22 protein-coding genes are annotated in these 26835 nt (G+C 66.5%); 9 read left to right on the forward strand and 13 right to left on the reverse strand.

Annotated elements, in window-relative coordinates:
• Positions 1-100: 100 nt before the first annotated feature.
• The 4 genes from EG799_RS09595 to secB form a co-directional block, all read right to left on the reverse strand.
• Positions 101-826, reverse strand: coding sequence for a DUF4136 domain-containing protein (locus EG799_RS09595; RefSeq protein ID WP_123880660.1), 726 nt, complete (start codon positions 824-826; stop codon positions 101-103).
• Between the two features lie 174 nt (positions 827-1000).
• The gene (gene trpS, locus EG799_RS09600) at positions 1001-2020 is read right to left on the reverse strand and encodes a tryptophan--tRNA ligase (protein WP_123880662.1); all 1020 of its coding nucleotides are present in this window, start codon (positions 2018-2020) and stop codon (positions 1001-1003) included.
• A 4-nt stretch (positions 2021-2024) separates the two neighbouring features.
• Positions 2025-3608 carry a murein biosynthesis integral membrane protein MurJ gene (gene murJ / locus EG799_RS09605; RefSeq protein ID WP_123880664.1) on the reverse strand — a complete coding sequence of 528 codons (1584 nt, stop codon included), beginning with the start codon at positions 3606-3608 and terminating at the stop codon, positions 2025-2027.
• A gap of 65 nt (positions 3609-3673) precedes the next feature.
• Positions 3674-4246, reverse strand: coding sequence for a protein-export chaperone SecB (gene secB / locus EG799_RS09610; RefSeq protein ID WP_123883010.1), 573 nt, complete (start codon positions 4244-4246; stop codon positions 3674-3676).
• A 295-nt stretch (positions 4247-4541) separates the two neighbouring features.
• Here secB and EG799_RS09615 point away from each other — a divergent pair, with 295 nt between their 5' ends.
• Genes EG799_RS09615 through EG799_RS09625 form a run of 3 tightly spaced genes read left to right on the forward strand, consistent with a single transcriptional unit; the run spans position 4542 to position 6977 of the window.
• Complete coding sequence (locus EG799_RS09615; protein ID WP_123880666.1) at positions 4542-5204, forward strand: Tim44/TimA family putative adaptor protein; 663 nt, start codon at positions 4542-4544, stop codon at positions 5202-5204.
• Between the two features lie 13 nt (positions 5205-5217).
• Entirely contained in the window at positions 5218-6417 is a 1200-nt protein-coding gene (gene mltA, locus EG799_RS09620; RefSeq protein ID WP_234029100.1) for a murein transglycosylase A, read from the forward strand.
• A complete protein-coding gene (locus EG799_RS09625) occupies positions 6414-6977 on the forward strand; it encodes a Smr/MutS family protein (protein ID WP_123880670.1) in 564 nt (187 codons plus the stop codon). Before mltA ends, EG799_RS09625 begins: the two co-directional genes overlap by 4 nt.
• 7 nt (positions 6978-6984) lie before the next feature.
• Here EG799_RS09625 and EG799_RS09630 read toward each other — a convergent pair whose 3' ends face one another.
• The 7 genes from EG799_RS09630 to aroC all read right to left on the reverse strand — a co-directional run bounded on the left by EG799_RS09630 (position 6985) and on the right by aroC (position 17422).
• Positions 6985-8463 carry an aldehyde dehydrogenase family protein gene (locus tag EG799_RS09630; RefSeq protein ID WP_123880672.1) on the reverse strand — a complete coding sequence of 493 codons (1479 nt, stop codon included), beginning with the start codon at positions 8461-8463 and terminating at the stop codon, positions 6985-6987.
• 88 nt (positions 8464-8551) lie between these two features.
• Positions 8552-10645, reverse strand: a complete 2094-nt coding sequence (locus EG799_RS09635; protein ID WP_123880674.1) for a catalase — start codon at positions 10643-10645, stop codon at positions 8552-8554.
• A 172-nt stretch (positions 10646-10817) separates the two neighbouring features.
• The gene (gene katG, locus EG799_RS09640; RefSeq protein WP_123880676.1) at positions 10818-13031 is read right to left on the reverse strand and encodes a catalase/peroxidase HPI; all 2214 of its coding nucleotides are present in this window, start codon (positions 13029-13031) and stop codon (positions 10818-10820) included.
• Positions 13032-13241: 210 nt separating this feature from the next.
• Positions 13242-14831, reverse strand: a complete 1590-nt coding sequence (gene ahpF, locus EG799_RS09645) for an alkyl hydroperoxide reductase subunit F (RefSeq protein WP_123880678.1) — start codon at positions 14829-14831, stop codon at positions 13242-13244.
• A gap of 155 nt (positions 14832-14986) precedes the next feature.
• Positions 14987-15553, reverse strand: coding sequence for an alkyl hydroperoxide reductase subunit C (gene ahpC / locus EG799_RS09650; protein WP_123880680.1), 567 nt, complete (start codon positions 15551-15553; stop codon positions 14987-14989).
• Between the two features lie 169 nt (positions 15554-15722).
• A complete protein-coding gene (locus tag EG799_RS09655) occupies positions 15723-16340 on the reverse strand; it encodes a flavin reductase family protein (protein WP_123880682.1) in 618 nt (205 codons plus the stop codon).
• Positions 16337-17422: a chorismate synthase gene (gene aroC, locus EG799_RS09660; protein ID WP_123880684.1), complete on the reverse strand. Its 1086-nt coding sequence runs from the start codon at positions 17420-17422 to the stop codon at positions 16337-16339. The genes EG799_RS09655 and aroC overlap by 4 nt, the downstream gene beginning before the upstream one ends.
• 384 nt (positions 17423-17806) lie before the next feature.
• On the opposite strand from aroC, the gene ruvA reads away from it, so the two are divergent.
• The 4 genes from ruvA to EG799_RS09680 all read left to right on the forward strand — a co-directional run bounded on the left by ruvA (position 17807) and on the right by EG799_RS09680 (position 21228).
• Complete coding sequence (gene ruvA, locus EG799_RS09665) at positions 17807-18412, forward strand: Holliday junction branch migration protein RuvA (protein ID WP_123880686.1); 606 nt, start codon at positions 17807-17809, stop codon at positions 18410-18412.
• Complete coding sequence (locus tag EG799_RS09670; protein WP_123880688.1) at positions 18409-18942, forward strand: DsrE family protein; 534 nt, start codon at positions 18409-18411, stop codon at positions 18940-18942. The genes ruvA and EG799_RS09670 overlap by 4 nt, the downstream gene beginning before the upstream one ends.
• Entirely contained in the window at positions 18939-19976 is a 1038-nt protein-coding gene (ruvB, locus tag EG799_RS09675) for a Holliday junction branch migration DNA helicase RuvB (protein ID WP_123880690.1), read from the forward strand. The genes EG799_RS09670 and ruvB overlap by 4 nt, the downstream gene beginning before the upstream one ends.
• A gap of 217 nt (positions 19977-20193) precedes the next feature.
• Entirely contained in the window at positions 20194-21228 is a 1035-nt protein-coding gene (locus tag EG799_RS09680) for a PEP-CTERM sorting domain-containing protein (protein ID WP_123880692.1), read from the forward strand.
• A 121-nt stretch (positions 21229-21349) separates the two neighbouring features.
• Here the strand turns inward: EG799_RS09680 and acnA are convergent, their stop codons facing one another.
• The gene (acnA, locus tag EG799_RS09685) at positions 21350-24022 is read right to left on the reverse strand and encodes an aconitate hydratase AcnA (protein WP_123880694.1); all 2673 of its coding nucleotides are present in this window, start codon (positions 24020-24022) and stop codon (positions 21350-21352) included.
• Positions 24023-24208: 186 nt separating this feature from the next.
• Between acnA and EG799_RS14005 the strand changes: the two genes are divergently transcribed.
• Positions 24209-24385 carry a hypothetical protein gene (locus tag EG799_RS14005; RefSeq protein WP_158611054.1) on the forward strand — a complete coding sequence of 59 codons (177 nt, stop codon included), beginning with the start codon at positions 24209-24211 and terminating at the stop codon, positions 24383-24385.
• On the opposite strand, the gene EG799_RS09690 is transcribed toward EG799_RS14005, so the two are convergent.
• Positions 24360-25409: a DMT family transporter gene (locus EG799_RS09690; protein ID WP_234029101.1), complete on the reverse strand. Its 1050-nt coding sequence runs from the start codon at positions 25407-25409 to the stop codon at positions 24360-24362. The two genes, EG799_RS14005 and EG799_RS09690, sit on opposite strands and share 26 nt — an antisense overlap.
• Between EG799_RS09690 and EG799_RS09695 the strand changes: the two genes are divergently transcribed.
• Positions 25408-26763, forward strand: a complete 1356-nt coding sequence (locus EG799_RS09695) for a L,D-transpeptidase family protein (RefSeq protein ID WP_123880696.1) — start codon at positions 25408-25410, stop codon at positions 26761-26763. The two genes, EG799_RS09690 and EG799_RS09695, sit on opposite strands and share 2 nt — an antisense overlap.
• Positions 26764-26835 lie beyond the last annotated feature (72 nt).

Here is a 26835-nt window from a genome sequence, read left to right on the forward strand (position 1 = left end):
GGAACACGCGCCATATGGGGCGGAAGGTCTGCCGGTCTTGCGAAAAGGCGGGCCGCATCGCTGCGACCCGCCCCCTGGTGATATTCGTATCGTTTCCGCGTCAGCGGCGCTCGCCGCGGCGGACCGGCTGATCCTCCGGGGCGATGGAGATGCGCACCGTCTCGCCCGAATTGCCGGGGAAGTCGGTGAACAGCGCCTCTACCAGGTTGGGCACGAGATATTGCAGCCGGTTGGAGGTCGAGGCGGCTTCCGCCTGGCCTTCGAAAAGGCGCTGGCCGGTAGCGGCGTCGTCGATCTTCAGGTCCACGCCGCTGGTATAGACGGTGTAGCTGGTGATGTCCGGCCCGAACGCGCCCCGTCCGAAGAAGGAATCGTTCCATCCGTAGCCCCAGCGCCGGTCGCGCAGATAGACGATCCGGCGATTGCCCCTCCGGTCGCGCACCACGACCGGGCGGGCATAGCCGTACCAGTCGTTGTAGAACGGATCGCGGTAGAAGCCGGTGGAGCGGATGCGCTCGCGCCCCTCGCTGACGCCGTAGTCGAGGCGGACCAGCATCGTGGCGGCTTCGGCGGACGGCGCCTGGGCATAGCCCAGTTCGCGCATCTGCTCGGCCACGTCGTCGGCATACATGCTGAATTCGAGACCACCCGACAGCGCCGGATCGTCCGCTACGACGAAGAAGCTTTCGCCCTGCGGCGCGGGCATCTGGCTCTCGAAGCGGGAGACATCGGCGCGGAACGGCGTCGCGCAGGCGACAAGGCCCAGCGCCAGGGCGGGAACGGCGGCCAGGGTCATGCCGCGCTTGAAGGCTTTTCTGATGGACATGATCGTACTCTCTTTCTCGAAGCGGTCGCGCGCTGCCCCTCAAGACCCGATCGGTCGCTGGCGCACACGGTGAATTCCTACGGTGAGACGTGCACTATCAAGGGCGGCCTGAACCACCCTTTAATGGCAACCCGCGAAAAAGTCGAGATTAGAGGCTCTTAGCCGCCGTCAGCCTTACCCGCGAACGAGGCCGAGCGCCCGGTAGGCCGAATCGAGTGTCGGTCGACCCATCTCGCGCGCCCGGGCCGCTCCGCGGGCGAGAATGGCGTCGAGCGCCTCGCGATCGTCCCTGAGTTCTACGAAGCGATCGCGGATGGGTTCGAGCACGCTGACCAGTCGCTCCGCCAGCACCGGCTTGAATTGCCCGAAGCCCTGCCCGCCATGCTCGGCCAGCACCGCCTCCGGCGTCGTTTCGTCCAGGGCGGCGTAGATCGACACCAGGTTCAGCGCCTCGGGCCGTCCGGCCAGCCCCGCCGGTTCGCTCGGCAGCGGTTCGGGATCGGTCTTCGCCTTCTTCACCTTCTGCGCCATCGTGTCGGCATCGTCGGTCAGGTTGATGCGGCTCATGTCGGAAGCGTCCGACTTGCTCATCTTCTTCGATCCGTCGCGCAAGGACATGATCCGTGCCGCATCCTCGGGGATGAACGGGTCGGGCAGGGTGAAGACCGGCGCATCTTCCGCGGCGAAGTCGGAATTGAACTTCTGCGCGATGTCGCGCGCCAGTTCCAGATGCTGCTTCTGATCCTCGCCAACCGGAACATGCGTTGCCTGATAGAGCAGCACGTCGGCGGCCTGGAGCACGGGGTAGCCGAACAGCGCGACCGACTGGCCTTCGCGGTTCTTGCCGGCCTTGTCCTTCCATTGCGTCATCCGGTTCAGCCAGCCCATCCGCGCCGTACCCATCAGCAGCCATTGCAGTTCCGCATGGGCGGCGACCTGAGCCTGATTGAAGAGCACGCTACGCGCTGGATCGAGCCCGCAGGCGACCAGCGTGGCGACCATTTCCAGCGTCGAGGCGTGCAGTTCCGCCGGTTGGTGCGGCATGGAGATCGCGTGCAGATCGGCGAGGAAGATCAGGCAGTCGCCCCCCGCATCATGCGCCTCGTCCTGCAATTTCACGTAGTTGCGAATGGCACCGAGGTAATTGCCAAGGTGCGGCTTGCCCGTGGGCTGGATTCCGGAAACGACACGCATGGCTTTACGCGGTTGACCTCCTGGTAAGGGTTACGATGCGCTGCCGGTCGATCGCTCCGACAGCGAAGGCGACGGCGAAATAGACGATGGCGGCGCAACCGATCAGCACGGCCAGCGCAGCCAGCCGGGCGAGGAGACCGGCCGAATACCAGTCCGCCAGCAGGCCCTGCGCATACCACAGCGCCGCGCCCATCGTGCCCGCTGCTATCAACTGGCGCGCGATACGCAGCAGCAGCGTGCCCGGAACCCGGTAATAGCCGCGCCGCAGCAGCACCACGTAGAGGAAGCCCACATTGATCCACGCCCCGATCACGCTGGCCGCCGCGACCCCCTGCACGCCGAAGCGCTGGAGGAAGGCGATGTTGAAGCCGACGAAGACCGCGAGCGAGATGAAGGCGGCATAGACCGGCGTGCGCGTGTCGGAGCGGGCGTAGAAATTGGGCACCAGTACCTTCACCAGCACATAGGCGGGCAGGCCGAGCACGAGCACCGCGAGCACACCGCCCGTCACGCCGGCATCGGCGAGGTCGAAGCGTCCGCCCTGAAAGATCATGGTGATGAAGGGGGTGGCGCAGATCGCCATCGCCACGGCGGCGGGGATGGTCAGGAGCATGGCCAGCTCGATCGCGTCGGACTGGATGCGCGATGCGCCTTCGGCATTCTTCGCCCCCACGAACCTCGACAGGGTGGGAAGGATCGCGGTCGACAGCGCGATGCCGATGATGCCGAGCGGCAACTGGTTCAGACGGTCGGCGTAATTCATGTAGCTGACCGAGCCGCTGTCGAGCTGGTTGAGGAAATAGAGCTGCACCAGCGTGTTGATCTGATACGCGCCGCCACCGATGGCCGCGGGCAGGGCGATGATCGACAGGCGCTTCACCTCGGGGGTGATGCGTGGCCACAGGATCTTCGGGCGAAAGCCCTCCACCCGCGTCCAGTAGATCAGCCAGGCGAGCTGGACCGCGCCGGCGAACGTGACGGCCCAGGCGACCGCGTAGGCGACCTGGTCGACGCCCGCGCCGGTGGCATCGGACCACCGCTCCCCGATCAGGAGCGCGGCGATCAGCACCAGGTTGAGAATGATGGGGAAGCTCGCACCCGGCGCGAAGCGCGACACCGAATTGAGCATTCCGGTAAACAGCGTCACGAGGCTGACGAGCACGATGTAAGGGAACATGATCCGCGCGAAATCGACCGCCATGTCGAAGCGCGCCGGGTCCACCGGCTTTTCCGACAGCACCCAGATCACCCCGGGCATAGCCAGTTCCAGCACGATGGCGAGCGCGATCAGCACCGGCAGGAACATGCTCAGCACATCGTTGCTGAAGCTGCGCGCCTGGTCCAGCCCGTCGGCCTCGGTCTCGCCGCCGTGAAGCCGCTTGGAGAACATCGGCACGAAGGCGGCGGAAAAGGCCCCTTCGGCGAACAGCCGGCGAAAGACGTTGGGAATGATGAATGCCTGGAACCAGGCGTCGGTCACCGTATTGGCGCCCAGCACGCGGCTGAAGATCATCTCGCGCGCCATGCCGGCGACGCGGCTGACCATCGTCAGCGAGCCGATCGTGCCGACATGCTTGAGCAGGCTCATCGCCTATCCCCTCGCCCGCTGGCGGGGCGACCGGCGCGCAATCACGCGGCGGACGCCCCTCCCGGTCAGGCGATGCCGCCCTGCGGCGGGGTTTCGCCCCCGGCGGCGGGCTGTCCGCTCTCGGTGCCGCCCTGGCGGTTCTGCAACTGCTGGAGATACAGACCCTGGAAGTCGATGGGATCGAGCATCAGCGGCGCGAAGCCGGCATCGCGCGTCGCGTCGGCGACGACGCGGCGGGCGAAGGGGAACAGGATGCGCGGCGCCTCGGCATAGGTGAAGGCGTGGGCCTGTTCGTCGGTCATGTTCCGCATCCCCACCAGGCCGCAATAGGACAGGTCGACGATATAGGCGGTGCCCTGCTGGGTCTTGGCGGTGGCGATGACCTTCAGCTCGATCTCGCTCAATTCGTCCGTGACCTTGCGCGCGGAAATGTTGAACTGCACGTCCGTCTGCGGTTGCTCGCGCCAGTTGAAGCTGTCCGGCGCCTTGGGATTCTCGACCGAGAGATCCTTCACGTATTGCGAAACGATTCCGGCGACCGGCTGGGTGTCGGTGCCGTTGCCCATCGGGTTCGCGTTGGGATCGGTGCCGCCTTGTGCGGGATCGAGGTTCTTCAGGACGTCGCCTTCGTCGGCCATGATGGTCATCGTCTTTCGTTTCGGTGTGGAGCGGCCGGAATTGTCGGTCCGGCCGCGGCAAACGGTTCGCTCGGTAAGCGCGGAGGCGCGCCTATCACCAGTTGCCGGGGGCCGCAACGCCGCTCGCGCGCAGGGCACGGGTTGCGACGCGGGGCAGGGTGACACGGCTGCCCGCTGCGGCGGGGGCACTTACGTCCAGCTTGTTCATTTGATATTGCTGCCTATCTGCTACATGAAGAAGCCGAAAGACCCGCGGGCGGTCTGGATAATACCGCGGGCAGATTGGGATAGTTTCGTGGTTTTAGAAATCGTCATCCTCGCCATGATCGCAGCCTTCCTGGGCATGCGGCTCTATTCCGTGCTGGGCCGCCGGGCCGAGCAGGAGGAGGAGATCATTCCCGCGAGCCGCTTCGACCGCGCGGAAGAGACCGACGCCCCGCGCCAACAGCAGCCCGCCGCCGCCACCGACGCACCGGCGCACGACCGCGCCCTGACGGGATTTCCCCCCGCCGTCGAGCGCGGTCTGCGCGATATCGCCGCGGCCGACCGGCATTTCGATCTGATCGGCTTTATGGAAGGGGCGCGCGGCGCGTACGAGATCGTCCTCGAATCGTTCTGGAAGGGCGACAAGGACGAACTGAAAGCGATGTGCGACGACGACGTCTACGAAAGCTTCGCCTCCGCCATCGACGAGCGGGAGGCCGCCGGCCAGACGCTCGACAACCGCCTGATCCGCATCGAGGACAGCACCATCAAGGGGGCCGAACTCGACGGGCGCACCGCGCGGATCGCCGTGCGCTTCGTCGCCGACATCGCCAGCGTGACGCGCGATGCCGATGGCAACGTGATCGGCGGATCGCTCGACGATGCGATCGAGAGCGTCGACGTGTGGACCTTCATGCGCGATACCCGCAGCACCGATCCGCAGTGGCTGCTCGACGAGACCGACGCCGGGTGATAGCGCCGGGCGCGTGAATCCGGCGCGCCGCATCCTCGCCCCGAATGTGCTGGGCCTCGTCGCCTGCGTCCTGCTGGGCGCTTGCGGGCGGATCATTCCCGAATCGCTGGCCGAAACCCCGCCCCCGCCCGGGGCGCAGGGCGTGACCGCTGCCGTCTCCTCGCTCGCGCGCGGACCGTCCATCGCCTCGCTTCCGCTGGCAGCGGACGACGCGGCGCAGGCCCTCTATGCCTTTCGCGAAAGCTGCCCCGTCGCCGTCAGCCGGGCCGATGCCTCCGGTCTGACCCGGCCCGAGGACTGGCGTGAGCCGTGCGCGGCCGTTGGCGCATGGCCCGCGACCGATGCCGCGGGCTTCTTCGAACGCTATTTCGTGCCGGTGCGCGTGGCCGGCGGCAACGCCTTCGCGACCGGCTATTTCGAGCCGGAGATTCGCGGTTCGCGCACCCGGCGCTCGCCCACCGACGTGCCCGTCTACGCGATGCCGCCCGACCTCGTGCGCGCCTGGCCCGCCGACACGCCGGAGTCGCAGCGCGAAGGCCGCGCGCCGCTCGGCCGCTACGACGAGAACGGCGACTTCGTGCCCTACTGGGATCGCGCCGCGATCGAGGAGGGCGCGCTCGACGGCGTCGCCCCGGTGATTGCCTACGCCGCCGATCCCGTCGAGTTCTTCTTCCTGCAGATCCAGGGATCGGGCCGCCTGGTGACGCCCGAGGGGGACGTCATCCGCATCGGTTATGCCGGGCAGAACGGGCGCGGTTATACCGGCATCGGCGCCTTGATGCACGAGCGCGGGCTTATCGGCGCAGATACGGGCTATGCCACCTCGATGCAGGGCATCATGGCGTGGCTGCGCGACCATCCCGTGCAAGGCCGCGCTATCATGCGCGAAAACCAGAGCTGGATCTTCTTCCGTGAGCTGACCGGCGACGGGCCGCTCGGCAGTATCGGCGTGCCGGTACGCGGGCAGAGCAGCGTCGCGGTCGACCCGGCCTTCGTCCCCTACGGCGCGCCGGTCTGGCTGGACCTCGACCGGACGGAGGCGGACGGGTTGTGGGTGGCGCAGGATACCGGCGGGGCGATCCGGGGGGCCAACCGCTTCGACACCTTCTGGGGCGCAGGCGACGAAGCGCGCGCCATCGCCGGCGGGATGAGCGGGCGGGGCGAGGCGCTGATCTTCCTGCCACGGAGCGCGGCGGCACGGCTGGGCCTGTGAACCCGCCCCGCGGCCTCACCGAAGCGGAGGCGGCGGCGTGGGCGCGCCTTGCCGGAACGGTCAAGCCGCTGGACCGCGTGCCGGTCGCGAAGACACGCCAGCCCGATGCCGGGAAAGCGCCATCGCCCGGCGCGCCGATGGCCCCGCCGCCCCCACCGCCGGCGAAGGGCCGCGTCCCGCCGCCCCCGCCGCCGAGGCCCGCGCCGGTGCCGGCGCCGCCTACGAAGCTCGATTCGCACTGGAACCGCCGGCTCGCACGCGGGGAACCGGATTTCACGCTTGACCTGCACGGTCACACGCTCGACCAGGCATGGCAGCGGCTCGACCGCGGGCTGCGCCAGGCCAGGGCGATGGAAGCGCGCGTTGTGCTGGTGGTGACGGGCAAGTCGCGCCCGGTCGATCCCGCCGACAGGGGCAGCCGGCGTGGCGCGATACGGGCGAAGATACTCGACTGGCTCGCCGCCGGTCCGCACGCGGCCCACATCGCCGCCGTCAAGCCCGCCGCCCGCCGCCACGGGGGCGAGGGCGCGCTCTATCTGGTGCTTCGCCGGCAGCGCTGAGCGCGCTTCAGATGTCGTCCGCGCTGAAGGGGAATTGCCGCTTCTCGTGCTGGACGCTGATCCAGTGCGTCGTGGTAAAGGCGTCGACAGCCCAGCGCCCGTTGAAGCGCCCGATCCCCGAATTCTTCGCTCCGCCGAACGGGCTGAACGGGCTGTCGTTCACCGTCTGGTCGTTGATGTGCGTCATGCCCGCCTCGACCTGCCTGGCGAAGGCGAGCGCGCGGCCCTCGTCGCGGCTGAACACCGCGCTCGACAGGCCCATGCCCGTCGCATTGGCAAGATGCAGCGCATGATCCTCGTCGCGCGCGCGCTGGATCGGGGCAACGGGTCCGAAAATCTCGTTGCTGACGAGGCAGTTGTCCTCCTCCACATCGGTGAAGACGTGGGGCGGGATGACGAGACCGTCGGGATCGCCGCCCAGCGCGCAGGTCGCGCCCTGATCCCTCGCGGTGCCGATCATCTCCATGATGCCGTCGAACTGGTCGCGATTGACGATGGGCCCGATCATGCAGGCCGGATCGTCGCGCTTGCCGACCGTGAGCCGTTTCACCCGCTCGACGAATTTCGCGGCGAAGTCATCGTAGATCGCATCCTCGACCACAAGGCGGTTGGCGATCATGCAGATCTGGCCCTGGTGGACGAATTTGCCCCACACGCTCGCCTCCACGGCATAGTCGATATCGGCATCGTCCAGCACGACGATGGGCGAATTGCCGCCCAGCTCCAGCTCGAGCGACTTCAGCCGATCCGATTCGAGCGCCGCCTTGCCTACCCCGCGCCCGACGGGCGTGGAGCCGGTGAAGGAAACGACCGAGGGAACCGGATGCTGCACCATCGCATCGCCGATGGCGCTTCCCGATCCGGGCAGGACCGCGACGAGGCCGGGCGGCAGTCCGGCTTCCTCGGCGATGGCCGCGAAGATCGTGCCGCCGGTGACGATGGAATCGCTCGCCGGCTTGACCACCACGCCATTGCCGAGCGCGAGCGCGGGGAACAGCGTGCGCGCGGTCAGTTGCAGGGGGAAGTTCCACGGGCTGATGAGCGTCACCACGCCCGCCGGCTGGCGGTAGGCGCGGCTTTCCTTGCCGGGAATGTCCTCGGGCAGGATCGCACCCTCGACCATGAAGGGCAGGGCGGCGGCTTCCTGCCGCGCAACCTGCGTCACCAGCATCATCTCGAGCGCGGCCTTCAGCTTCGTGCCGCCGACCTCGCGCACGATCCAGTCGGCGATCTCGTCCGTGCGCGCCTCGAGGATATCGGCGATCGCGTGCATCCTGGCCGAGCGCGCGGCGGGGGGCAGGCCCGCCCATTGCTTCTGCGCCTCGGCGCTGGCGCGGTAGGCTTCGTCGACATCGTCCGGAGTGGCGCCGGCCATCTCGAAGATCGTGCTCTCGTCCCACGGGGAGATATTGGCGAGGGTGTCGCCGCCCCCGCGGCGCCATTCGCCGGCGAGGTAGATGCGATCGAGATTGTCGTAGGCAGCCAAGGCGGGCCTCCCTGATATCGTCTGTAATACGGCGGGGTTGCGGCACGGGCGGGAAACGTCGCCGTCTCCCGCCCCGTGCGTTGCGCGGTCAGTCCTGCTTGACGCTCTCGCGATCCCAGAAGCGCAGCTTCGCGCATTTCTCGATAAAGGACTTCGCCGCGTCGTCACCTGTCGAGACATCGACGAAACCATCGTCCATCCAGTCCCATACGCCGGCCGTTTCGAACAGGGGCCGGACGGCGGGAACGTAGGCGACGAACTTGGCGTGGGCGAAGGCGTCGTTGACGAAATCGATGCTCGGCTTGTCGGTGTTGTACCGCTTTGCCGATTCCTCGCTCATGACGACGGCCACGGCATCGTAGACGACCGACGGCCCGCCATCGATCTTCTCGTCGGCTTCCATCATCGAACCGTCCGAAAGCTTCGCGCCGGCGACGTGCGGAGCGACGATCTCGGCCATCGCGCCGGCATCCTTGGCCGCGGTCTTGAGCGCGTTGACCACGCCCGCATCGGCGCCCTCGGCGATGTAGATGCCCAGCTTGCGCCCCTTGAAGCTGTCGGGTCCGTTCAGGACGATCGAAAGCGCCGGACTTTCGGGCAGGTCGGTGATCGGTTCGCGAGCGAGCGGCACCTTCTCGGGCAGGTCGGCAAGACCGATGCCGTCCGCGACTTCGCGCGCGAGATCCTCGTCGATGTGGCGCAGGTGCCCTACCATGCGCTTGCGGATGCTCATGCGGCCGACCTTGGACAGCTCGAAGGTCAGCGCGTTGGCCATGTGCGTCTGTTCGACCGGCGTTTGCGAGACGTAGAACTGGCGCGCCTGGCTGTAGTGGTCGGCAAAGGTTTCGCTGCGCACACGCATTTTCGGGCCGCGCACTTCCTCGGGGTAGGATTCGAAACCGCGCATCGGGCAGCCGCGCGGGCCGCGATCCTCCTCGGCCCCGTCACCGTCGCCCCAGCTGTTCGGTTCGTAATTGACCCGACCCTTGGGGTTGGTCATCGCCATGTGCCCGTCCTGCTGGAAGTGGCGCACCGGGCACTTGGGCGCGTTGATCGGCAGATGCGTGAAGTTGGGGCCGCCCAGCCGCTTCAGCTGCGTGTCGAGATAGCTGAAGTTGCGCCCTTGCAGCAGCGGATCGTCCGAATGGTCGATACCCGGCACGATGTTCTGCGTGCAGAACGCGACCTGTTCGGTCTCGGCGAAGAAATTGTCGACATTGGCATCGAGCGTCAGCGTCCCGATGATCTCGACCGGCACCTGTTCCTCGGGAATGATCTTCGTCGCGTCGAGCACGTCGAACTCGAAGCTGTCGGCGAAGTCCTCGTCGAAGACCTGGATGCCCAGATCCCATTGCGGATAGTCGCCCGCATCGATGGCGTCCCACATGTCGCGGCGGTGGAAGTCCGGGTCGGCCCCGTTCACCTTCAGCGCCTCGTTCCAGATGACCGACTGGAGGCCCTGTTTCGGCTTCCAGTGGAACTTCACGAAATGGCTCTTTCCCTCCTCGTTCACGAGCCGGAAGGTGTGCACGCCGAAACCTTCCATGAAGCGGAAGGAGCGCGGTATCGTGCGATCCGACATGATCCACATGATCATGTTCATCGATTCGGGGCTGAGCGAGACGAAGTCCCAGAAATTGTCATGCGCCGTCTGCGCCTGCGGGAAGCCGCGGTCGGGCGCCGGCTTGGCGGCATGGATCAGGTCGGGAAACTTGATCGCGTCCTGGATGAAGAACACCGGGATGTTGTTGCCGACCAGGTCCCAGTTGCCCTCCCTGGTATAGAACTTGGTCGCGAAACCGCGCACGTCGCGCGCCAGGTCGGGCGAACCCTTGTTGCCGGCCACCGTGGAAAACCGCGTGAAGGTGGGCGTCTTGACCCCGACCTCGTTGAAGATGCTGGCGCGCGAATATTCCGGGATCGCCTTCTTCAGCTCGAAATGCCCGTGAACGCCGTAGCCGCGGGCGTGGACGACGCGTTCGGGAATGCGCTCGTGATCGAAGTGAAAGATCTTCTCGCGGGCGATCTGGTCTTCCAGCAGCTGCGGGCCGCGGGGGCCGGCGGTCAGCCAGTTCTGGTCGTCGGCGACGGGCGCGCCCTGCGCGGTGGTCATCACGTCGTCGTCGCCCTTGGGCTTCTGATGGTTTGCGCCACCTTTCGACAGTTCGAATTCGTCGGCCATCTGATCGTCCTTTGCGGGGGGAGGGGAGGGTATCAGTAAGCCTACGTGAGCCGGTGCGTGTTGTTCCTCGCGAAGGGCCGCGGGCCGCTGAAAACCCGCCCGATCGAACAAAAATCAAGGGCTCCCCGGCGCCTGCCGGAGAGCCCCTGAGGAGACAGCGCCTGGCGGGATGCTACCGGTGGTACTTCGCGCAGCGCACGTCGAAGCGGTCGGCGTCCATCACCTTGGTCCAGGCGGCCACGAAATCGCGGACGAACTTCTCTTCATTGCCGTTCTCGGCATAGACTTCGGCGACGGCGCGAAGCTGCGAGTTGGAGCCGAAGATGAGGTCCGTGCGGGTGGCGTTCCACCGGTGCTCCTCGGTGGCGCGATCGGTGCCGACGAACTTCTCGTCGCCGCTTTCGTCGACCACTTCCCAGGCCGTGTTCATGTCGAGCAGGTTGACGAAGAAGTCGTTGGTCAGTCTGCCCGGCCGATCGGTGAACTGCCCTTCGTCGCCGGCGCTCGAATGGTTGGCGCCCAGCACCCGCAGACCGCCGACCAGCACCGTCATTTCGGGAATGGTCAGGCCGAGCAGCTGCGCCCGGTCGAGAAGCATCTCCTCGGTCTTCACCGAATGCTTGGTCTTGAGGTAGTTGCGAAAGCCGTCGGCGTGCGGTTCCATCGGCTCGAAGCTTTCCGCGTCGGTCTGCTCCTCGCTCGCGTCGCCGCGCCCGCCGGTGAAAGGCACCGAAATGTCGAAGCCGGCATCCTTCGCCGCCTTTTCCACCGCCGCGCTGCCGGCGAGCACGATGGCGTCGGCCATCGACAGCGAACCGCGCAAGCTGTCGATCTTCGCGAGCGTCGATGCCAGCTCGTCCGGGTCGTTCGCCGCCCAGCCCTTCTGCGGGGCGAGGCGCACGCGCGCGCCGTTGGCGCCGCCGCGGTGGTCGGAACAGCGATAGGTGCTGGCAGACGCCCAGGCGGCCTTGACCAGCTCGGCCACGGACAGGCCGCTATCGAGGATCTTCGACTTGAAGCTCGAGACGTCGCTGTCGGAAGGATCGGTGCCGGCGGGAACGGGATCCTGCCAGATCAGGTCTTCTGCCGGCACGTCGGGGCCGAGATAGCGGTGCTTTGGCCCCATGTCGCGGTGGGTCAGCTTGAACCACGCGCGGGCGAAGGCGTCGGCGAACTGATCCGGATTGTCGCGGAAGCGTTCGGAGATCTTGCGATATTCCGGATCGACCTTCATCGCCATGTCGGCGGTGGTCATCATGGTCGGCACGCGCTTGCCCTCGCGGTGCGCGTCGGGTGCGAGCGTATCCTCGGGATCGCCGACCGGATGCCACTGCTTCGCGCCCGCCGGGCTGGTCGTCAGCTCGTATTCGTGGCCGAGCAACATCTCGAAATAGCCGTTGTCCCAGCTGGTCGGGTCGGGCGTCCACGCGCCTTCCAGGCCCGAGGTGATCGTATGCTCGCCCACGCCGCTTTCGTAGCCGCTCGTCCAGCCGAGGCCCTGGAAGGCGATGTCGGCCCCTTCGGGGTCCGCGCCGACCAGATTGGCATCGCCCGCGCCGTGGCACTTGCCGAAGGTGTGCCCGCCGGCGGTCAGCGCCACGGTTTCCTCGTCGTTCATCGCCATGCGGGCGAAGGTCTCGCGAATGTCGCGTGCCGAGGCGGCCGGGTCGGGATCGCCGCCCGGACCTTCGGGATTGACGTAGATGAGGCCCATCTGGATCGCCGCGAGCGGGTTCTCCAGCGCCATCTCCTTGTCCGGCTGAATGCGCGTTTCGGCGCCGGTGTTCACCCACTCTTCCTCGGTCCCCCAGTAGACGTCGGTTTCCGGCGCGAACACGTCCGCCCGGCCGCCGCCGAAGCCGAATACCGGCCCGCCCATGCTCTCTATCGCGATGTTGCCGGTCAGCACGAACAGGTCGGCCCAGCTGATGTGCTTGCCGTATTTCTGCTTGATCGGCCAAAGCAGGCGCCGCGCCTTGTCGAGATTGGCGTTGTCCGGCCACGAGTTGAGCGGGGCGAAGCGCTGTTGACCGCTACCGGCGCCGCCGCGCCCGTCGGCCGTGCGATACGTGCCCGCGGCGTGCCAGGCCATGCGGATGAAGAACGGCCCGTAATGCCCGTAATCGGCGGGCCACCACGGCTTCGAATCGGTCATCAGCGCTTTGATGTCGGCCTTGAGCGCCGTGTAATCGAGCGCGTTGAACGCCTCGGCGTAGTCATAATCCTCCCCCATCGGATCGGGCGACTTGCCGTTCTGGGTGAGGATTTCGAGTTGCAGCGCATCGGGCCACCAGTCGCGGTTCGTACGGCCGAGCAACGAGCGCACGCCGCCGTCGCCGGTAAAGGGGCAGCCGCCGCCGGGCATCGATCCTGTTGCTACGTCCATGTCGGGTATCCTCTCTCCAAGGGGTCGGTAAGGGTGGAATAGAGGGCGAGCGTGACGGGTTCGCGGTGATTAGTCCAATCGATTAGTTGGTAGTCTTTGATCGAAAAACCCATTTCTCGGATGATGCGTTTCCCCGTCGCGACGGCATGCGAAACGGCCCGCCTCCCGGTCGGGGAAGCGGGCCGCGACAAGCGGTATCGGCTCACGGGGTCAGGCGGCCTGCGCGACCTTTCCGGCCGATTCGTTTCGGATCAGGTAGTCGAATGCCGACAGTGCCGCCTTCGACCCCTCACCCATCGCCACGACGATCTGTTTGTAGGGGGTGGTGGTGCAATCGCCCGCGGCGAACACGCCCGGCACGCTGGTGCCGCCGCGCGCATCGACCTCGATCTCGCCGTGCCGGGACAGGGCGATACCGCTGTCCTTCAGCCATTCGGTGTTGGGCACGAGGCCGATCTGCACGAACACGCCCTCCAGTTCGAGATCGTGCTCCTGGCCGCTTTCGCGGTGCTTCCAGGTAAGGCCCGAGACCTTGTCCTTGCCCGCGATACGCGTCGTCTGCGCGCTGGTGAGGATGTCCACGTTGGAAAGCGAGCGCAGCTTCTTCTGCAGGACCTCGTCCGCGCGAAGCTGGCCGTCATATTCGATCAGCGTGACATGGCCGACGATACCGGCGAGGTCGATCGCCGCCTCCACGCCGGAATTGCCGCCGCCGATCACGGCGACGCGCTTGCCCTTGAACAGCGGCCCGTCACAGTGCGGACAATAGGCGACCCCCTTGTTGCGCAGCTCCTGCTCTCCCGGAACGCCCAGCGCCCGCCAGCGCGCACCGGTCGAAAGGATCAGCGACCGCGCTTTCAGGACGGCGCCGTTTTCCATGTGGACCTCGTGCCAGTCGCCAGCCTCGCGTGCCGGAACGAGCCGGCTGGCCTGGGCGAGGTTCATCGCGTCGATGGCATCGTGCGCGGCGACCTGGCGTTCGAGATCGGCGACCAGCTTCGGCCCCTCGGTATATTCGGTGCCGGGCAGGTTCTCGATGCCGAGCGTATCGTTCAGCTGTCCGCCGAAGCGTTCGGCGGCGATGCCGGTGCGGATGCCCTTGCGCGCGGTATAGACCGACGCGGCCACGCCCGCCGGTCCGCCGCCGATCACCAGCACCTCGAACGGCTTTTTCGCCGCCAGCTTTTCCGCCGCGCGCCGGCCCGCCCCGGTATCGACCCTGGCCAGCACCTCCTCCAGGCTCATCTTGCCGTTGTAGAACGGCTCGCCATTGAGGAACGTCGCCGGCACCGCCATCACGTTGCGCGCCTCGACCTCGTCCTGATAGGTGCCGCCCTCGATCAGCGTGGCGGTAATGCGCGGATTGACCAGCGCCATCAGCGTCAGCGCCTGCACCACGTCGGGGCAGTTGTGGCAGGATAGCGAGAAATACATCTCGAAGGCGAAATCGCCTTCCAGCCGCTCGATCTGCTCGATGATCTCGGCATCGACCCTGGGCGGGTGGCCCCCGGCCCATAGCAGCGCCAGGACGAGGCTGGTGAATTCGTGCCCCATCGGCAGCCCCGCGAAGCGCACCCATCGTGCCGGATCGGACGCGCGCCGGATGACGAAGCTGGGCCGGCGTTCAGCGTCGCCGTCGAAGCTTGCCGAAACGTCGGGATGCAGCGCGGCAATCTCTTCGAGCAGTTCGCGCGTCTGTGCCGACTTCTGATCGTCGCCGAGGCTGGCGACGAGTTCGACCGGCTCGCGCAGATTGCCGAGATAGGTCTTGAGCTGATCGGTCATGGCCTTGTCGAGCATGGGCGGATTTCCTGTCTGGATAAGAGCGGTGAAGGGCCCGGAGCGGGGGATGCGCCGGGCCCTTGTGCGACCCGACCACCATACGGGATGGTTCGGGCGGTGCGAGACGGGCGGGGGTGGGGGGTGCCCGCTCGCAACCTGATGTCAGGCGCGCATCAGATCTTGCCGACGAGGTCGAGCGAGGGCGACAGCGTCTCGCTGCCTTCTTCCCACGCCGCCGGACACACCTGGCCGGGATTCTCGCGAACGTACTGGGCGGCGCGGATCTTGCGGACCAGTTCGTTGGCGTTGCGGCCCACGCCTTCGCAGGTCTGCTCCATGATCTGAATGACGCCGTCGGGATCGACCACGAAGGTCGCCCGGTCGGCCAGACCCATGTCCTCGCGCAGCACGTCGAAGTTCTTCGACAGCGTGTGGAGCTGGTCGCCCAGGAACGGGAACTTCAGCTTGCCGATCCGCTCGCTGGTGTCGTGCCAGGCTTTGTGGCTGAAATGCGTATCGGTGGACACGCCATAGACCTCGACGCCGAGCTTCTGCAGCTGGTCGTAATGTTCGCCGAGATCTTCCAGTTCGGTCGGACAGACGAAGGTGAAGTCCGCCGGATAGAAGAAGAACACGGCCCACTTGCCCTTCACGTCCTCGTCCGTGACCTCGAAGAAGTCCTCTCCGGCCTTGAACGCGGTGGCCTTGAACGGCTTGATGGTGGTCCCGATGGTACCCATGCTGAATATCTCCATGTCAGAAGTGAAAACTGCGTGGACCGGAGATAGGGCGTGCTGCAACGCACAAAAGCGATTTGAAGCGATTGTCGGTATCGAAATAATCGATCACCGATCTGGAACTTTCGAAAAATGCAACAGGTGTTGCCGACGATGCAACCGGGCCCGGGGGTCAGCCTGGCCGCCGCATTCGGAACAGCGCATCCTCGGTAATCTCGAAATAGTCCGCAGGCCCGCCGCCCCGGGTGATCGGACGGGCTCGCGCCGTCTGGTACACGCCGTCCTCCAGCAGGGCGGTATCGATATGGATCGTGACCGCTTCCCCGATGACCAGCCACTGGTCGAGCGCATCGCCCTCCTTGCTTTGCAGCCGGATCAGCTGCGTCAGCCGGCATTCGAAATGCACCGGGCTGCCCGCGACCCGGTCGGGTGTCACCTGCGCGGAAGGCAGGGCGCCGAGACCGGCCAGCGCGAATTCGTCGACCCCGGCGGCGACCTGCGCCGAGGTGGCGTTCATCGCTTCCGCCTGCGCCCGCGTCGCCAGGTTCCACACGAACGCGCCCGTGGCCTCGACATTGGCAACCGAATCCTTCCACCCCGATGATGCGAAGGCAATCAGCGGGGGGCGGTAATTGATGAGGTTGAAGAAGCTGTAGGGGGCCAGGTTGCGCACGCCGTCGGCGCTGACGGTCGAGATCCAGCCGATCGGTCGCGGCGCGACGATGGCGTTGAGCGGATCGTGCGCCAGCCGGTGCCCCTCGCCCGGGTCGTAGGAATGGTATTCGCTCACGCCTCGTCCCTTCCGCACTGCGCGCGGTGAAGCAGCTTCTGGTCGGCCAGCACCAGCGCCATCATCGCCTCGGCCACCGGCACGCCGCGAATGCCGACGCACGGATCGTGTCGCCCCTTGGTGCGGACCTGCGCCGCCTCGCCCGTGCGCGTGACCGAATCGACCGGCGTGAGGATCGAGCTGGTCGGCTTGAAGGCGATGCGGGTGCGCACCGGCTGCCCGGTGGAAATGCCCCCCGCGATGCCGCCCGCGTGGTTCGCCGCGAAGTCTGGCCCTTCGCCAGCGACCCCTGGCCGCATGGGATCGGCATTGGCTTCTCCGCTCAGCCGCGCTGCGTCGAAGCCGTCGCCGATCTCCACGCCCTTGACCGCGTTGATGCCCATCATGGCGCTCGCCAGCTCGGCATCGAGCTTGGCATAGACCGGCGCGCCCCAGCCTGCCGGAACGCCGGTCGCCTCCACCACCACGGTCGCTCCGAGCGAGGAGCCGGCCTTGCGCGTCTCGTCGATGACGCCTTCCCACTCCCGCGCAGCCTGCGGATCGGGACAGAAGAAGGGGTTATCGCCGATGGCCGAGCCGTCGAAGCGGTCGTAATCGATGGCGTGCGTGCCGATGGCCTCGACCCATCCGGTGATCGTCACCTCCGGCACGATCAGCCGCGCCACCGCGCCCGCCGCCACGCGCGCCGCCGTCTCCCGCGCCGAGGAGCGGCCGCCGCCGCGATAATCGCGCAGGCCGTATTTCGCGTCATAGGCATAGTCGGCATGGCCGGGCCGATAGGCTTTCGCGATGTCCGAATAATCCTTCGAACGCTGATCGGTGTTCTCGATCATCAGGCTGATCGGCGTACCGGTCGTCCGGCCCTCGAACGTGCCGGAGAGGATCCGCACCTCGTCCGCCTCGCGTCGCTGCGTGGTGAAGCGGCTGGTGCCCGGGCGCCGCGCGTCGAGAAAGGGCTGGATGTCGCCTTCGCTCAGGGCGATGCCCGGCGGACACCCGTCGACCACCACGCCCAGTGCCGGCCCGTGGCTTTCCCCCCAGGTGGTGAAGCGGAAGACCCGCCCGAAACTGTTCCAGCTCATGCCTCCGCTCATAGCCGCGCTGGCTGGCGTGTCGAGCCGCCTTGCGTGCGGGGCCGGGGCCGGGTTGCCCTGCGATTGCCGCCCGGCCCTTTCCTACGCGATGACCGCGCGCCATGGGCGAATGGCGGATCGCGGTTCGGGGGGTGGGAAATTGCCATCGTCAGACCGTCAACTTCGCGAAACGCCAGTAAACTCTTCCGATAAAAGGGGAAATGTCCGGAAAACCTGGCTGACACAGTGTCAACTTCGTCATTTTTCTGCCGCTTAAGACTGGCGCGCGGCGGCCAGGGCGGGCAGGGAACAAAACGCGCTCAAGGCCAAGCCGCGGGGCTTGCGGGACAAACCGCCCCCGCCGGGCAAGAACGGCAGTGCGAAAGGAACGGGATGATCGCGAAACTGACCGGGACGCTCGACGAAGCCGGTGCCGACTGGGCGGTGATCGACGTGCGCGGCGTGGGCTATCTCGTCCACTGCTCGGTTCGGACGCTGGATGCGCTGGGATCGCGCGGCGATGCCTGCACCATTCACACCGACTTGCAGGTGAGCGAGAACGACATGCGTCTGCTGGGCTTCGCCGAGGCGGGCGAGCGCACCTGGTTCCGCATGCTGTCGGGCGTTCAGGGGGTGGGATCGAAGGTGGCGCTGGCCATCCTCTCCGCGCTCTCCACCGGCGAATTGCGCGATGCCTGCGCGGCCAGGGACGCGGCCAGCGTGGCGCGGGCGCAAGGCGTCGGTCCGAAGCTGGCTGGACGGATCGTTAGCGAACTGGCGGAAAAGGCCGGCGCGCTTCCCGGTGGCGGTGCAATCGGCGGCACCAGGGGCGTGGCTCCGGCCGGCGGGGCGAGCGCGGACGCGGTAGCGGCCTTGCAGGGCCTCGGCTTCAAGCCCGCCGTCGCGGCGAGCGCGGTCGCCCATGCGACCGCCGAACTGGGCGAGGGCGCGGGCGAAGCGGACCTGATCCGCATGGCATTGAGGAAGGCGGGCGGATGATGAGATGCATTGCAGCGGCCTGCACCGCGTTGCTCCTGACCTTCCCGGCCGGGGCGCAGGATTTCGCCAACGGCCCGGTTTTCGCCGATTTCGGCCCGCACGCCGCGGTCGAGGGGGTGGACCTGCCCGCCGACACCGAACTGGCGGTGGATTTCGACGTTTCGCAGCCCGCCGACGCGGGAAGCCGCAATCGCGGTATCGAGAGCGCGGCGCGCTTCATCAACATGCATGTGGCGAACGGGGTCGACCCCGACAACATCCGCGTCGCCATCGTCGTTCACGGCGCCGCCTTGCGCGACCTGCTGACCGACGAGGCCTACGCCGCGCACGATTTCGGGGAGGCGAACGCGTCCGCTCCGATGGTCCGCGCGATGCTGGACGAGGAGGTGCGTGTCATCGTCTGCGGTCAGAGCGCCGCCGGATCGGGCCTCTCGCGGGAAGAATTCTTGGATGGCGTGGAGATCAGCCTGTCCGCCATGACCGCCCACGCCCTCCTGCAACAGCGCGGCTATCCGGTGAATCCGTTTTGACCGATCAACCCCTCCATACCCCCGACCGCCAGCCGGACGATCCCGACGCCGCGCTGCGCCCGAAATCGCTGGCCGAATTCGTCGGTCAGGAAGCGGCGCGGGAGAATCTGCGCGTCTTCGTCGAGGCGGCGAAGGGCCGGGGCGAGGCGATGGACCACGTGCTGTTCTTCGGCCCGCCCGGCCTCGGCAAGACCACGCTGGCGCAGATCGTGGCGAAGGAACTGGGCGTCGGCTTTCGCGCCACCAGCGGGCCGGTAATCGCCAAGGCGGGCGACCTTGCCGCGCTGCTCACCAATCTCGAGCCGAACGACGTGTTGTTCATCGACGAGATCCACCGGCTCAATCCGGTGGTGGAGGAGGTGCTCTACCCGGCGATGGAGGACCGCGCGCTCGACATCATCATCGGCGAGGGACCGTCGGCGCGCAGCGTGCGGATCGACCTGCCGCCCTTCACGCTGGTCGGCGCGACCACGCGGCAGGGCCTGCTGACGACGCCGCTGCGCGACCGGTTCGGTATCCCGGTGCGGCTGGTGTTCTATACCGAGGACGAACTGATGTGCGTCGTCAGTCGCGGGGCGCGCCTTCTGGGCATGGAGATCGCGCCCGATGGCGCGCGCGAGATCGCCCGTCGCAGCCGGGGAACCCCGCGGGTCGCCGGTCGCCTGCTGCGCCGGGTGCGCGATTTCGCGCAGGTGCAGGGCCAGGCCCGCGTGACCGATGCCATCGCCGACCGCGCGCTGACCATGCTGGAAATCGATTCGCTCGGTCTCGACGCGATGGATCGTCGCTACCTCTCGATGATCGCCAACACCTACGGGGGCGGGCCGGTCGGCGTGGAGACGCTGGCCGCGGGCCTCGCCGAGCCGCGCGACACGGTGGAGGAGGTGATCGAACCCTACCTCATCCAGCTCGGCCTGGTCGCCCGCACGGCGCGCGGCCGGTGCCTCAACGATGCGGGCTGGCGCCATCTCGGCCTGCCGGCGCCTACCGATGGGCATGGCGGTCAGGGGGGCTTGTTCGACGCGGGCGGGTGATGGTTAAGGCCGATGCCGGCTCGATTCGGTTCCATATCGGGACAGAACCGGGCAAAGGCCCGAAAATCTGCCATTTTTCTTGTCTCGAACGATCGGAATCAGGGTTAACGGCATTGCGATTTGCCGTGCGGGACGTCTCTCTAGCAGGAACGGGGAAAGCCCCCGGCAACCTGCCGGGCGAATCTTTTCCGCCAAGGTTGAAGAGAGAGACAAGCGCATGTCGGTACGCACGGCCATCGCCAAACTGACCGCCGCCGCGGCGGGAGCGGCCGCCGTCGGCGGCGGCGCCGTCCACGTCGCCGAACCGCAATCCGCGCAGGTCCGCTACAAGGGCGACAAGGTCGAGGGCGGCGAGCTGGTCGATGTCAAGACGCAGCGGGTCGCACAGCGCACCATCGCGCCCCGGCCGCGTGCCGAACGCCGCCTGCGCCGCACGATAGAGCGCGAATGCTGCGAGCAGGAAGTCGCGGTCGCGGCGCCGATGCCGTTGCCGTTGCCGCCCCTTCCCGCCGCCCCGGTGCGCGGGGGCGGAGGCGGCGTGGCGCCTGTCGTGGTCGGGGGTTCCGGGGGTTTCGGCGGAGGCTTCTTCGGCGGCTTCTTCGGCGGCAGCGGAGGCGGCGGCAGCGCCTCGGCGGTGGTCGATCTCAGCACCACCACGACGACGAGCGGATCGTCCTCCGGATCGAGTACCGGCGGCGATACCGTCATCGATATCGACATCGACAATTCGAGCACCGGGTCGTCGACCTCGACATCCACCTCGTCGGGCGGTTCCTCTACCTCGACCTCCAGCGGCGGATCGTCGACCTCGACCAGTTCGGGAAATGTCGACATCGACAATTCGAACTCGAGCGAGAACACCAACACCAACGACAATTCGAGCAACAACTCGAACAACAACAGCAACGACAATTCCAGCAACAACTCGAACGAGAACAACAACTCGAACGAGCAGAGCCAGAATCAGGACCAGAGCCAGGAACAGAACCAGCAGCAACAGCAGCAACAGCAGCAGACGAGCACGACCTCGACGTCGTCGAGCACGTCGAGTTCGACAAGCTCCTCGACATCGACGTCGACGAGTACGTCCACCAGTTCGTCATCGGGTGAAATGCCGCCGAGCAGCACGGGTACACAGGTCCCGGCACCGGGAATGCTGCTGCTGTTCGGCGCGGGCGCGGGAGCCGTGTTCATGCGGCGCCGGCGCAAGGATGACCGGAACGGCGATCGCGGGGCGGCCACCGCCGCCTGATCGGCCCGCCGGATTGAGCAAGGGGGGAGGGGCGGCCTGGGGGCAGGTCGCCCCACTTTGCGTTCGGGGCCGCCAATGGCGGGCGCGTCTCGATCGCGGAAACGCGCCCGCCGGCATTGCGTCAGGCGGCGAGCTTGCGCAGCACGTAGTGCAGGATCCCGCCGTTCTTGTAGTATTCCATCTCGTTCTCGGTATCGATCCGGCACAACGCGGTGAAGCTGTCGGTCGAACCGTCGGGGCGGGTGACTTCGACCTCGACATCCTGCCGCGGCTTGAGGTCGCCAAGGCCCTTGATGGTGAACGTGTCCTCGCCCGACAGTCCCAGCGTCTTGCGGGTGTCGCCATCCCTGAACTGCAACGGCAGCACGCCCATGCCGATGAGATTGGAGCGGTGGATGCGTTCGTAGCTTTCCACGATGGTCGCCTTGACGCCCAGCAGGATCGTGCCCTTCGCCGCCCAGTCGCGGCTGGAACCGGTGCCGTATTCCTTGCCGGCGACGACCACCAGCGGGGTTCCGTCGGCCTGGTGCTTCATGGCGGCGTCGTAGATCGCCATCTGCTCGCCCTTGTAGGTCGTGTAGCCACCCTCCACTCCCGGAACCATCTCGTTCTTGATGCGAATGTTGGCGAAGGTGCCACGCATCATCACCTCGTGATTGCCGCGCCGGGAACCGTAGGAGTTGAAGTCCTTGCGGGGCACCTGGTGATCGAGCAGGTAGCGGCCCGCCGGGCTGTCCTCCTTGATCGAACCCGCCGGGCTGATGTGGTCGGTCGTGACCGAATCGCCCAGCACCGCGAGCGGCTTCGCTCCCACGATATCGCCGATCGGATCGGGTTCGTTGCCCATCCCGTCGAAGAAGGGCGGGTTGGCGATATAGGTGCTGGACGGGTTCCAGCTGTACGTGTCGGACGCGGTCACGTCGATCGCCTGCCAGTCGGCGTCGCCCTTGTAGACGTCGGCATAGCGTGCCTCGAACATCCCCCGATCGATGTTGGCGGCCCGCAGGTCCGCGATTTCCTCGCTGGACGGCCACAGGTCGGCGAGCATGACGTCCCGGCCGTCACGGTCCTGGCCGATGGGCGTTTCGGTAATATCCTGCGTTACCGTGCCTTTCAGCGCATAGGCGACCACCAGCGGCGGGCTGGCGAGGAAGTTCGCGCGCACGTCGGGCGAGATGCGCCCCTCGAAATTGCGATTGCCCGACAACACCGACGCCGCGACCAGATCGTTGCTGTTGATCGCGTCGCTGATCGGCGGGGCCAGCGGGCCGGAGTTGCCGATGCAGGTCGTGCAGCCGTAGCCGACGAGGTCGAAGCCGATGGCGTCGAGATCGTCCTGCAGCCCGCTCTTTTCCAAATAGTCGGTGACGACCTGCGAGCCGGGGGCGAGGCTGGTCTTTACCCACGGCTTGGGCGCCAGACCCTTCTCGCGCGCCTTGCGAGCGACGAGACCGGCGGCGATCAGCACGTCCGGGTTCGAGGTGTTGGTACAGCTGGTGATGGCGGCGATGACCACGTCGCCATCGCCCACGTCGTGATCGGTTCCCGCGACGGGGGCGCGTTCGGGCGCATCCTTGTCGTACAGACGCTTGAGGTCCGCATTGAACAGTTCGTCGACCTGGGGCAGGGCGACCTTGTCCTGCGGACGCTTGGGTCCGGCGAGGCTCGGCACGACCTGCGCCATGTCGAGTTGCAGCGTGCTGGAAAAGACCGGCTCGGCCTCGGGATCGAACCACATGCCCTGTTCGCGCGCATAGGCCTCGACAAGGGCGATGCTTTCCTCGTCGCGCCCGGTCAGGCGCAGGTAGTCCATCGTCTTGTCGTCGATGCCGAATATCCCGCAGGTCGCGCCGTATTCGGGCGCCATGTTGGCGATGGTCGCGCGGTCGGCGAGCGAGAGGTTCGAGACGCCCGGCCCGTAGAATTCGACGAATCGACCGACCACGCCGTGTTCGCGCAGCATCTGCACGCAGGTCAGCACCAGGTCGGTAGCGGTCACCCCCTCGGCCATCTTGCCGTCGAGACGGAAGCCGACGACTTCGGGGATCAGCATGGAGATAGGCTGACCGAGCATTGCGGCTTCGGCTTCGATCCCGCCGACGCCCCAGCCCAGTACGCCGAGGCCGTTGATCATGGTTGTATGGCTGTCGGTGCCCACGCAGGTATCGGGATAGGCGGTGAGCTCACCATTCTGGTCCTCGCTGGACCATACCCCGCGGGCGATGTGTTCGAGGTTGACCTGGTGGCAGATGCCGGTGCCCGGGGGCACGGCCATGAAGTTCTCGAGACTCTTGGCGCCCCATTTGAGAAAATCGTACCGCTCGGCGTTGCGCTGGTATTCGAGCGCCTTGTTATGTTCGAACGCCTGCGGCGTGCCGAATTCGTCGACCATCACCGAGTGGTCGATGACAAGGTTGACGGGAACCTGCGGATTGATCTTCTGCGTGTCGCCGCCCAGCGCCTTGATGGCATCGCGCATCGCGGCGAGATCGACGACGCAGGGCACACCCGTGAAATCCTGCAGAAGCACGCGCGCCGGGCGATATTGAATCTCGTTTCCCGTCACCGGGTTCTTCGCCCAGTCGGCGATCGCGCGCACGTGCTCCTCGCCGACGGTGAAACCCTCGTCCTCGAAGCGCAGCATGTTCTCCAGCAGCACTTTCATGCTGAAGGGCAGACGGGAAACATCGCCGATCTTCTCCGCCGCCGCAGCCAGCGAGTAATAGGCGTATGTCTTTCCGTTGACGTCGAGATGCTTGCGGGTATCGAGCGAGTTGGCGCCGACCTGGGTCATGGGTGTGATCGTCCTGTTGCTGACTGTTGTGCCTGATATCGTCCTGCCAGCCCGCATCGGAATGCGGCGGGCCGGTTTTGCCGCGGACCTGCGCGTTCGGCGGGGTTAGGTCAAGTGGTCGAAAGGGGAACGGACCGGACGCTGCGCTTGTTCCATTCCCGCAAACAGCCTTGGAAAGGAATAGGCATGCCGCTGGGCAATCCTGACAGGAGACAGCCTCCACTCAATGTCTGGGTAATGGCCATCGCGCTGGCGCTGGCTTCGGCTATCGGTGCGGGCGCGGGCATGCTCTGGCTCAACAGCGACTGGTTCGGGCACGAGCCGGAAACCGAGACCGTTACCGTCGATTCGCCCGACGCCTGATAGGCCGCATCGGCGGCTGGATCGCGTCGAGCGCAGGTGGCTTGCGCGGTGCACCGATCCAGCATCCCCCCACGATGAGCGCGGCCCCTGCAACGGTCTCGGGGTCGACGCCTTCCGAGAAAAACAGCCAGCCCAGCAGCGCAGCCCAGACGAGGCCGCTGTATTCGAGCGGGACCAGCACCTGCGCCTCCGCCCGCGCATAGGCCCAGGCGAGCAGCATCAACGCGCAGACCGAAAGGAACGCTGCGATCGTGATGTCGGCAAGCACGGGCCAGGCGGGAACGGTAAGGGCGAAAGGCGCGGCGACGCCGAGGACGAGCGTCACGACGATGTTCTGGAATGTTGCGATTTCTACCGGTCCGGCCAGCAAAGCCTGCTGCCGTTGCAGCACCAGGTTCCAGGCATACAGCAGCGCCGATGCCAACAAGGCGAGAAGTCCCGGAAGGGTCTGCAAGGTCAGACGCGCTTGCGTCAACTGGCCGGCGACAATCACGCCGGTGCCGGCGAGGCCGAGAAGTGACGCAGAGATCGCGCGCCGACCGATGCTTTCGCCGAGCAGGATCGCTGCGAGGAACAGGGCAATGATCGGAGCGACAAAGGACAAGGCGATGGCTACGGCAAGCGGCAGGACGGTCAGTGAATGGAAGAACAGGACCATCATGAACGCCGCCACCGTTCCGCGAATGCAATGGACCCGCAGAACCACGCGAACGGGCCAGCGCCCGCCCCTTGCGAGGAAGAAGGGCGCGGAAGCCGCTGCACCGATCACCGAGCGCAGGGTCGCGGCGCTATAGGCGCCGACCGCAAGCGAGGCGCCTTTCATGAACGCGTCCATCAGGCTCATCAGGGCGACCGCGAAGATCGTGATTAGCAACGGAATCAGGACGGAACCTCGGTGCAACACCTGGCCGCCATTAGTCTCGCGAACGATATTCAGCCATGCGAAAGCGCGCGAATTTGATATATGCGGCAGGCATTCCCCGAACCGGGGATTGCCGCAGGTCATCAGGGATACGATTTTCATGCGCGTGGCGCTTACCTTCACCGGACTCGCAACCGTCCTTTTCGCGCCGGCGTCGCCAGGCGCGCAAACGGTCTTCGCGGAAGATACTTTGCAGGACGAGGACGCTGCGATCGTCACCAGCGGGGACACCGCATTCCAATCCGCGCCGGTCGTGCAGGACGATCCGCGTATCCCGCAGGTCATGGAATGGTCGCCGCGCAATGCGGAAAGGCTGGCAGCGGTTATCGAGGGAATCGCTTCGGAAGGCCTCGATCCCGCGGATTACCGGCCCGACCTTTTGCGCGCGGAGATCGCGCGCGGACCGGGTGAAGCCCTGAACCGGCGGGCGAGCGGCGTATTCGCATGGCTTGTGGAGGACCTGCGCGACGGGCGCACGCCGATGGAAGCGCGTCGCCAATGGTTCGTGGTCGACCCCGATCCCGATCTTCTCCCCACCAACGACATCATGGTCGAGGCGCTGGAAACAGGCGACGTGGCGGGCGTTCTGCGCGCCCTCAACCCCACCCATCCCGATTATGCCAAGCTGCGCGCAGCGCTCGCCGAGACGCCCGCCAGCCAGCGAGACAAGCGGCGGATCATTCGAGCCAACATGGATCGCTGGCGGTGGCTGGCGCGAGACCTCGGCGGTCAGTATCTCATTACCAACGTGCCCGAATACCAGCTTCGCCTGACCGTGAACGACCAGATTATCCGCACCTATCGCACCATTGTCGGCGCGCCAGGGCGCACCGCCACTCCGCAACTGGCCGAGACGGTGCAGGGTGTGATCTTCAATCCCACCTGGACCGTTCCGCAAAGCATCGTGCAGGGAGAGGGGCTGGGGAACCGGGTGCTTGGCAATCCCGCATGGGCGCGGCGCAACGGCTACACCGCGACACGGGCCGAGAACGGCACCATAACCGTGGTTCAGCAACCCGGGCCGGGCAATTCCCTGGGCGTGATGAAGCTCGACATGCCCAATCCCCACGCGATCTTCCTGCATGACACGCCCGGGAAGGCCGCGTTCCAGCGTGACGAACGCGCACTCAGCCACGGTTGCATACGGACCGAGCGCGCACTGGAACTCGCCATGACTGTCGCGATCCTCGGGGGCGGGGCCACGCGCGACGAGGCCGTGGAGATTTCCACCAGCGGTGAATATACCCGCGTTCCGGTCGAACGGACGATGCCGGTGTACATCACCTATTTCACTTTCGGCACCGATATCGACGGCACGCTGCGCCGCTTCGACGACATCTACGATCGTGACGCCCCGGTCCTGGCCGCCCTCGATGCCCCCAGGGTCGGCAATCGCGCACGGGAAACTAGCGAGGACGTGATCGAGATCGTAGACGACCTCGGCCCGATCACGTAGATGCGCTCACCGCCGCGGTCGCAGCGAACGCCCCCCGGGGCGCCGCTATGGCCCTGCTCAGTCAATGTTAAC

It is taken from the genome of Aurantiacibacter spongiae (assembly GCF_003815535.1).
In the GTDB taxonomy this organism is placed as follows: domain Bacteria; phylum Pseudomonadota; class Alphaproteobacteria; order Sphingomonadales; family Sphingomonadaceae; genus Alteraurantiacibacter; species Alteraurantiacibacter spongiae.

Bases quoted from the DNA above. Each gene is read 5' to 3' on its own strand.
- EG799_RS09690 (WP_234029101.1), bottom strand. From the start codon at position 25,409: ATGAAAATCGTATCCCTGATGACCTGCGGCAATCCCCGGTTCGGGGAA.
- EG799_RS14005 (WP_158611054.1), top strand. From the start codon at position 24,209: ATGCCGCTGGGCAATCCTGACAGGAGACAGCCTCCACTCAATGTCTGG.
- ahpF (WP_123880678.1), bottom strand. From the start codon at position 14,831: ATGCTCGACAAGGCCATGACCGATCAGCTCAAGACCTATCTCGGCAAT.
- EG799_RS09680 (WP_123880692.1), top strand. From the start codon at position 20,194: ATGTCGGTACGCACGGCCATCGCCAAACTGACCGCCGCCGCGGCGGGA.
- EG799_RS09695 (WP_123880696.1), top strand. From the start codon at position 25,408: ATGCGCGTGGCGCTTACCTTCACCGGACTCGCAACCGTCCTTTTCGCG.
- ahpC (WP_123880680.1), bottom strand. From the start codon at position 15,553: ATGGGTACCATCGGGACCACCATCAAGCCGTTCAAGGCCACCGCGTTC.
- secB (WP_123883010.1), bottom strand. From the start codon at position 4,246: ATGGCCGACGAAGGCGACGTCCTGAAGAACCTCGATCCCGCACAAGGC.
- katG (WP_123880676.1), bottom strand. From the start codon at position 13,031: ATGGACGTAGCAACAGGATCGATGCCCGGCGGCGGCTGCCCCTTTACC.
- aroC (WP_123880684.1), bottom strand. From the start codon at position 17,422: ATGAGCTGGAACAGTTTCGGGCGGGTCTTCCGCTTCACCACCTGGGGG.
- EG799_RS09595 (WP_123880660.1), bottom strand. From the start codon at position 826: ATGTCCATCAGAAAAGCCTTCAAGCGCGGCATGACCCTGGCCGCCGTT.
- ruvA (WP_123880686.1), top strand. From the start codon at position 17,807: ATGATCGCGAAACTGACCGGGACGCTCGACGAAGCCGGTGCCGACTGG.
- EG799_RS09635 (WP_123880674.1), bottom strand. From the start codon at position 10,645: ATGGCCGACGAATTCGAACTGTCGAAAGGTGGCGCAAACCATCAGAAG.
- trpS (WP_123880662.1), bottom strand. From the start codon at position 2,020: ATGCGTGTCGTTTCCGGAATCCAGCCCACGGGCAAGCCGCACCTTGGC.
- acnA (WP_123880694.1), bottom strand. From the start codon at position 24,022: ATGACCCAGGTCGGCGCCAACTCGCTCGATACCCGCAAGCATCTCGAC.
- murJ (WP_123880664.1), bottom strand. From the start codon at position 3,608: ATGAGCCTGCTCAAGCATGTCGGCACGATCGGCTCGCTGACGATGGTC.
- EG799_RS09670 (WP_123880688.1), top strand. From the start codon at position 18,409: ATGATGAGATGCATTGCAGCGGCCTGCACCGCGTTGCTCCTGACCTTC.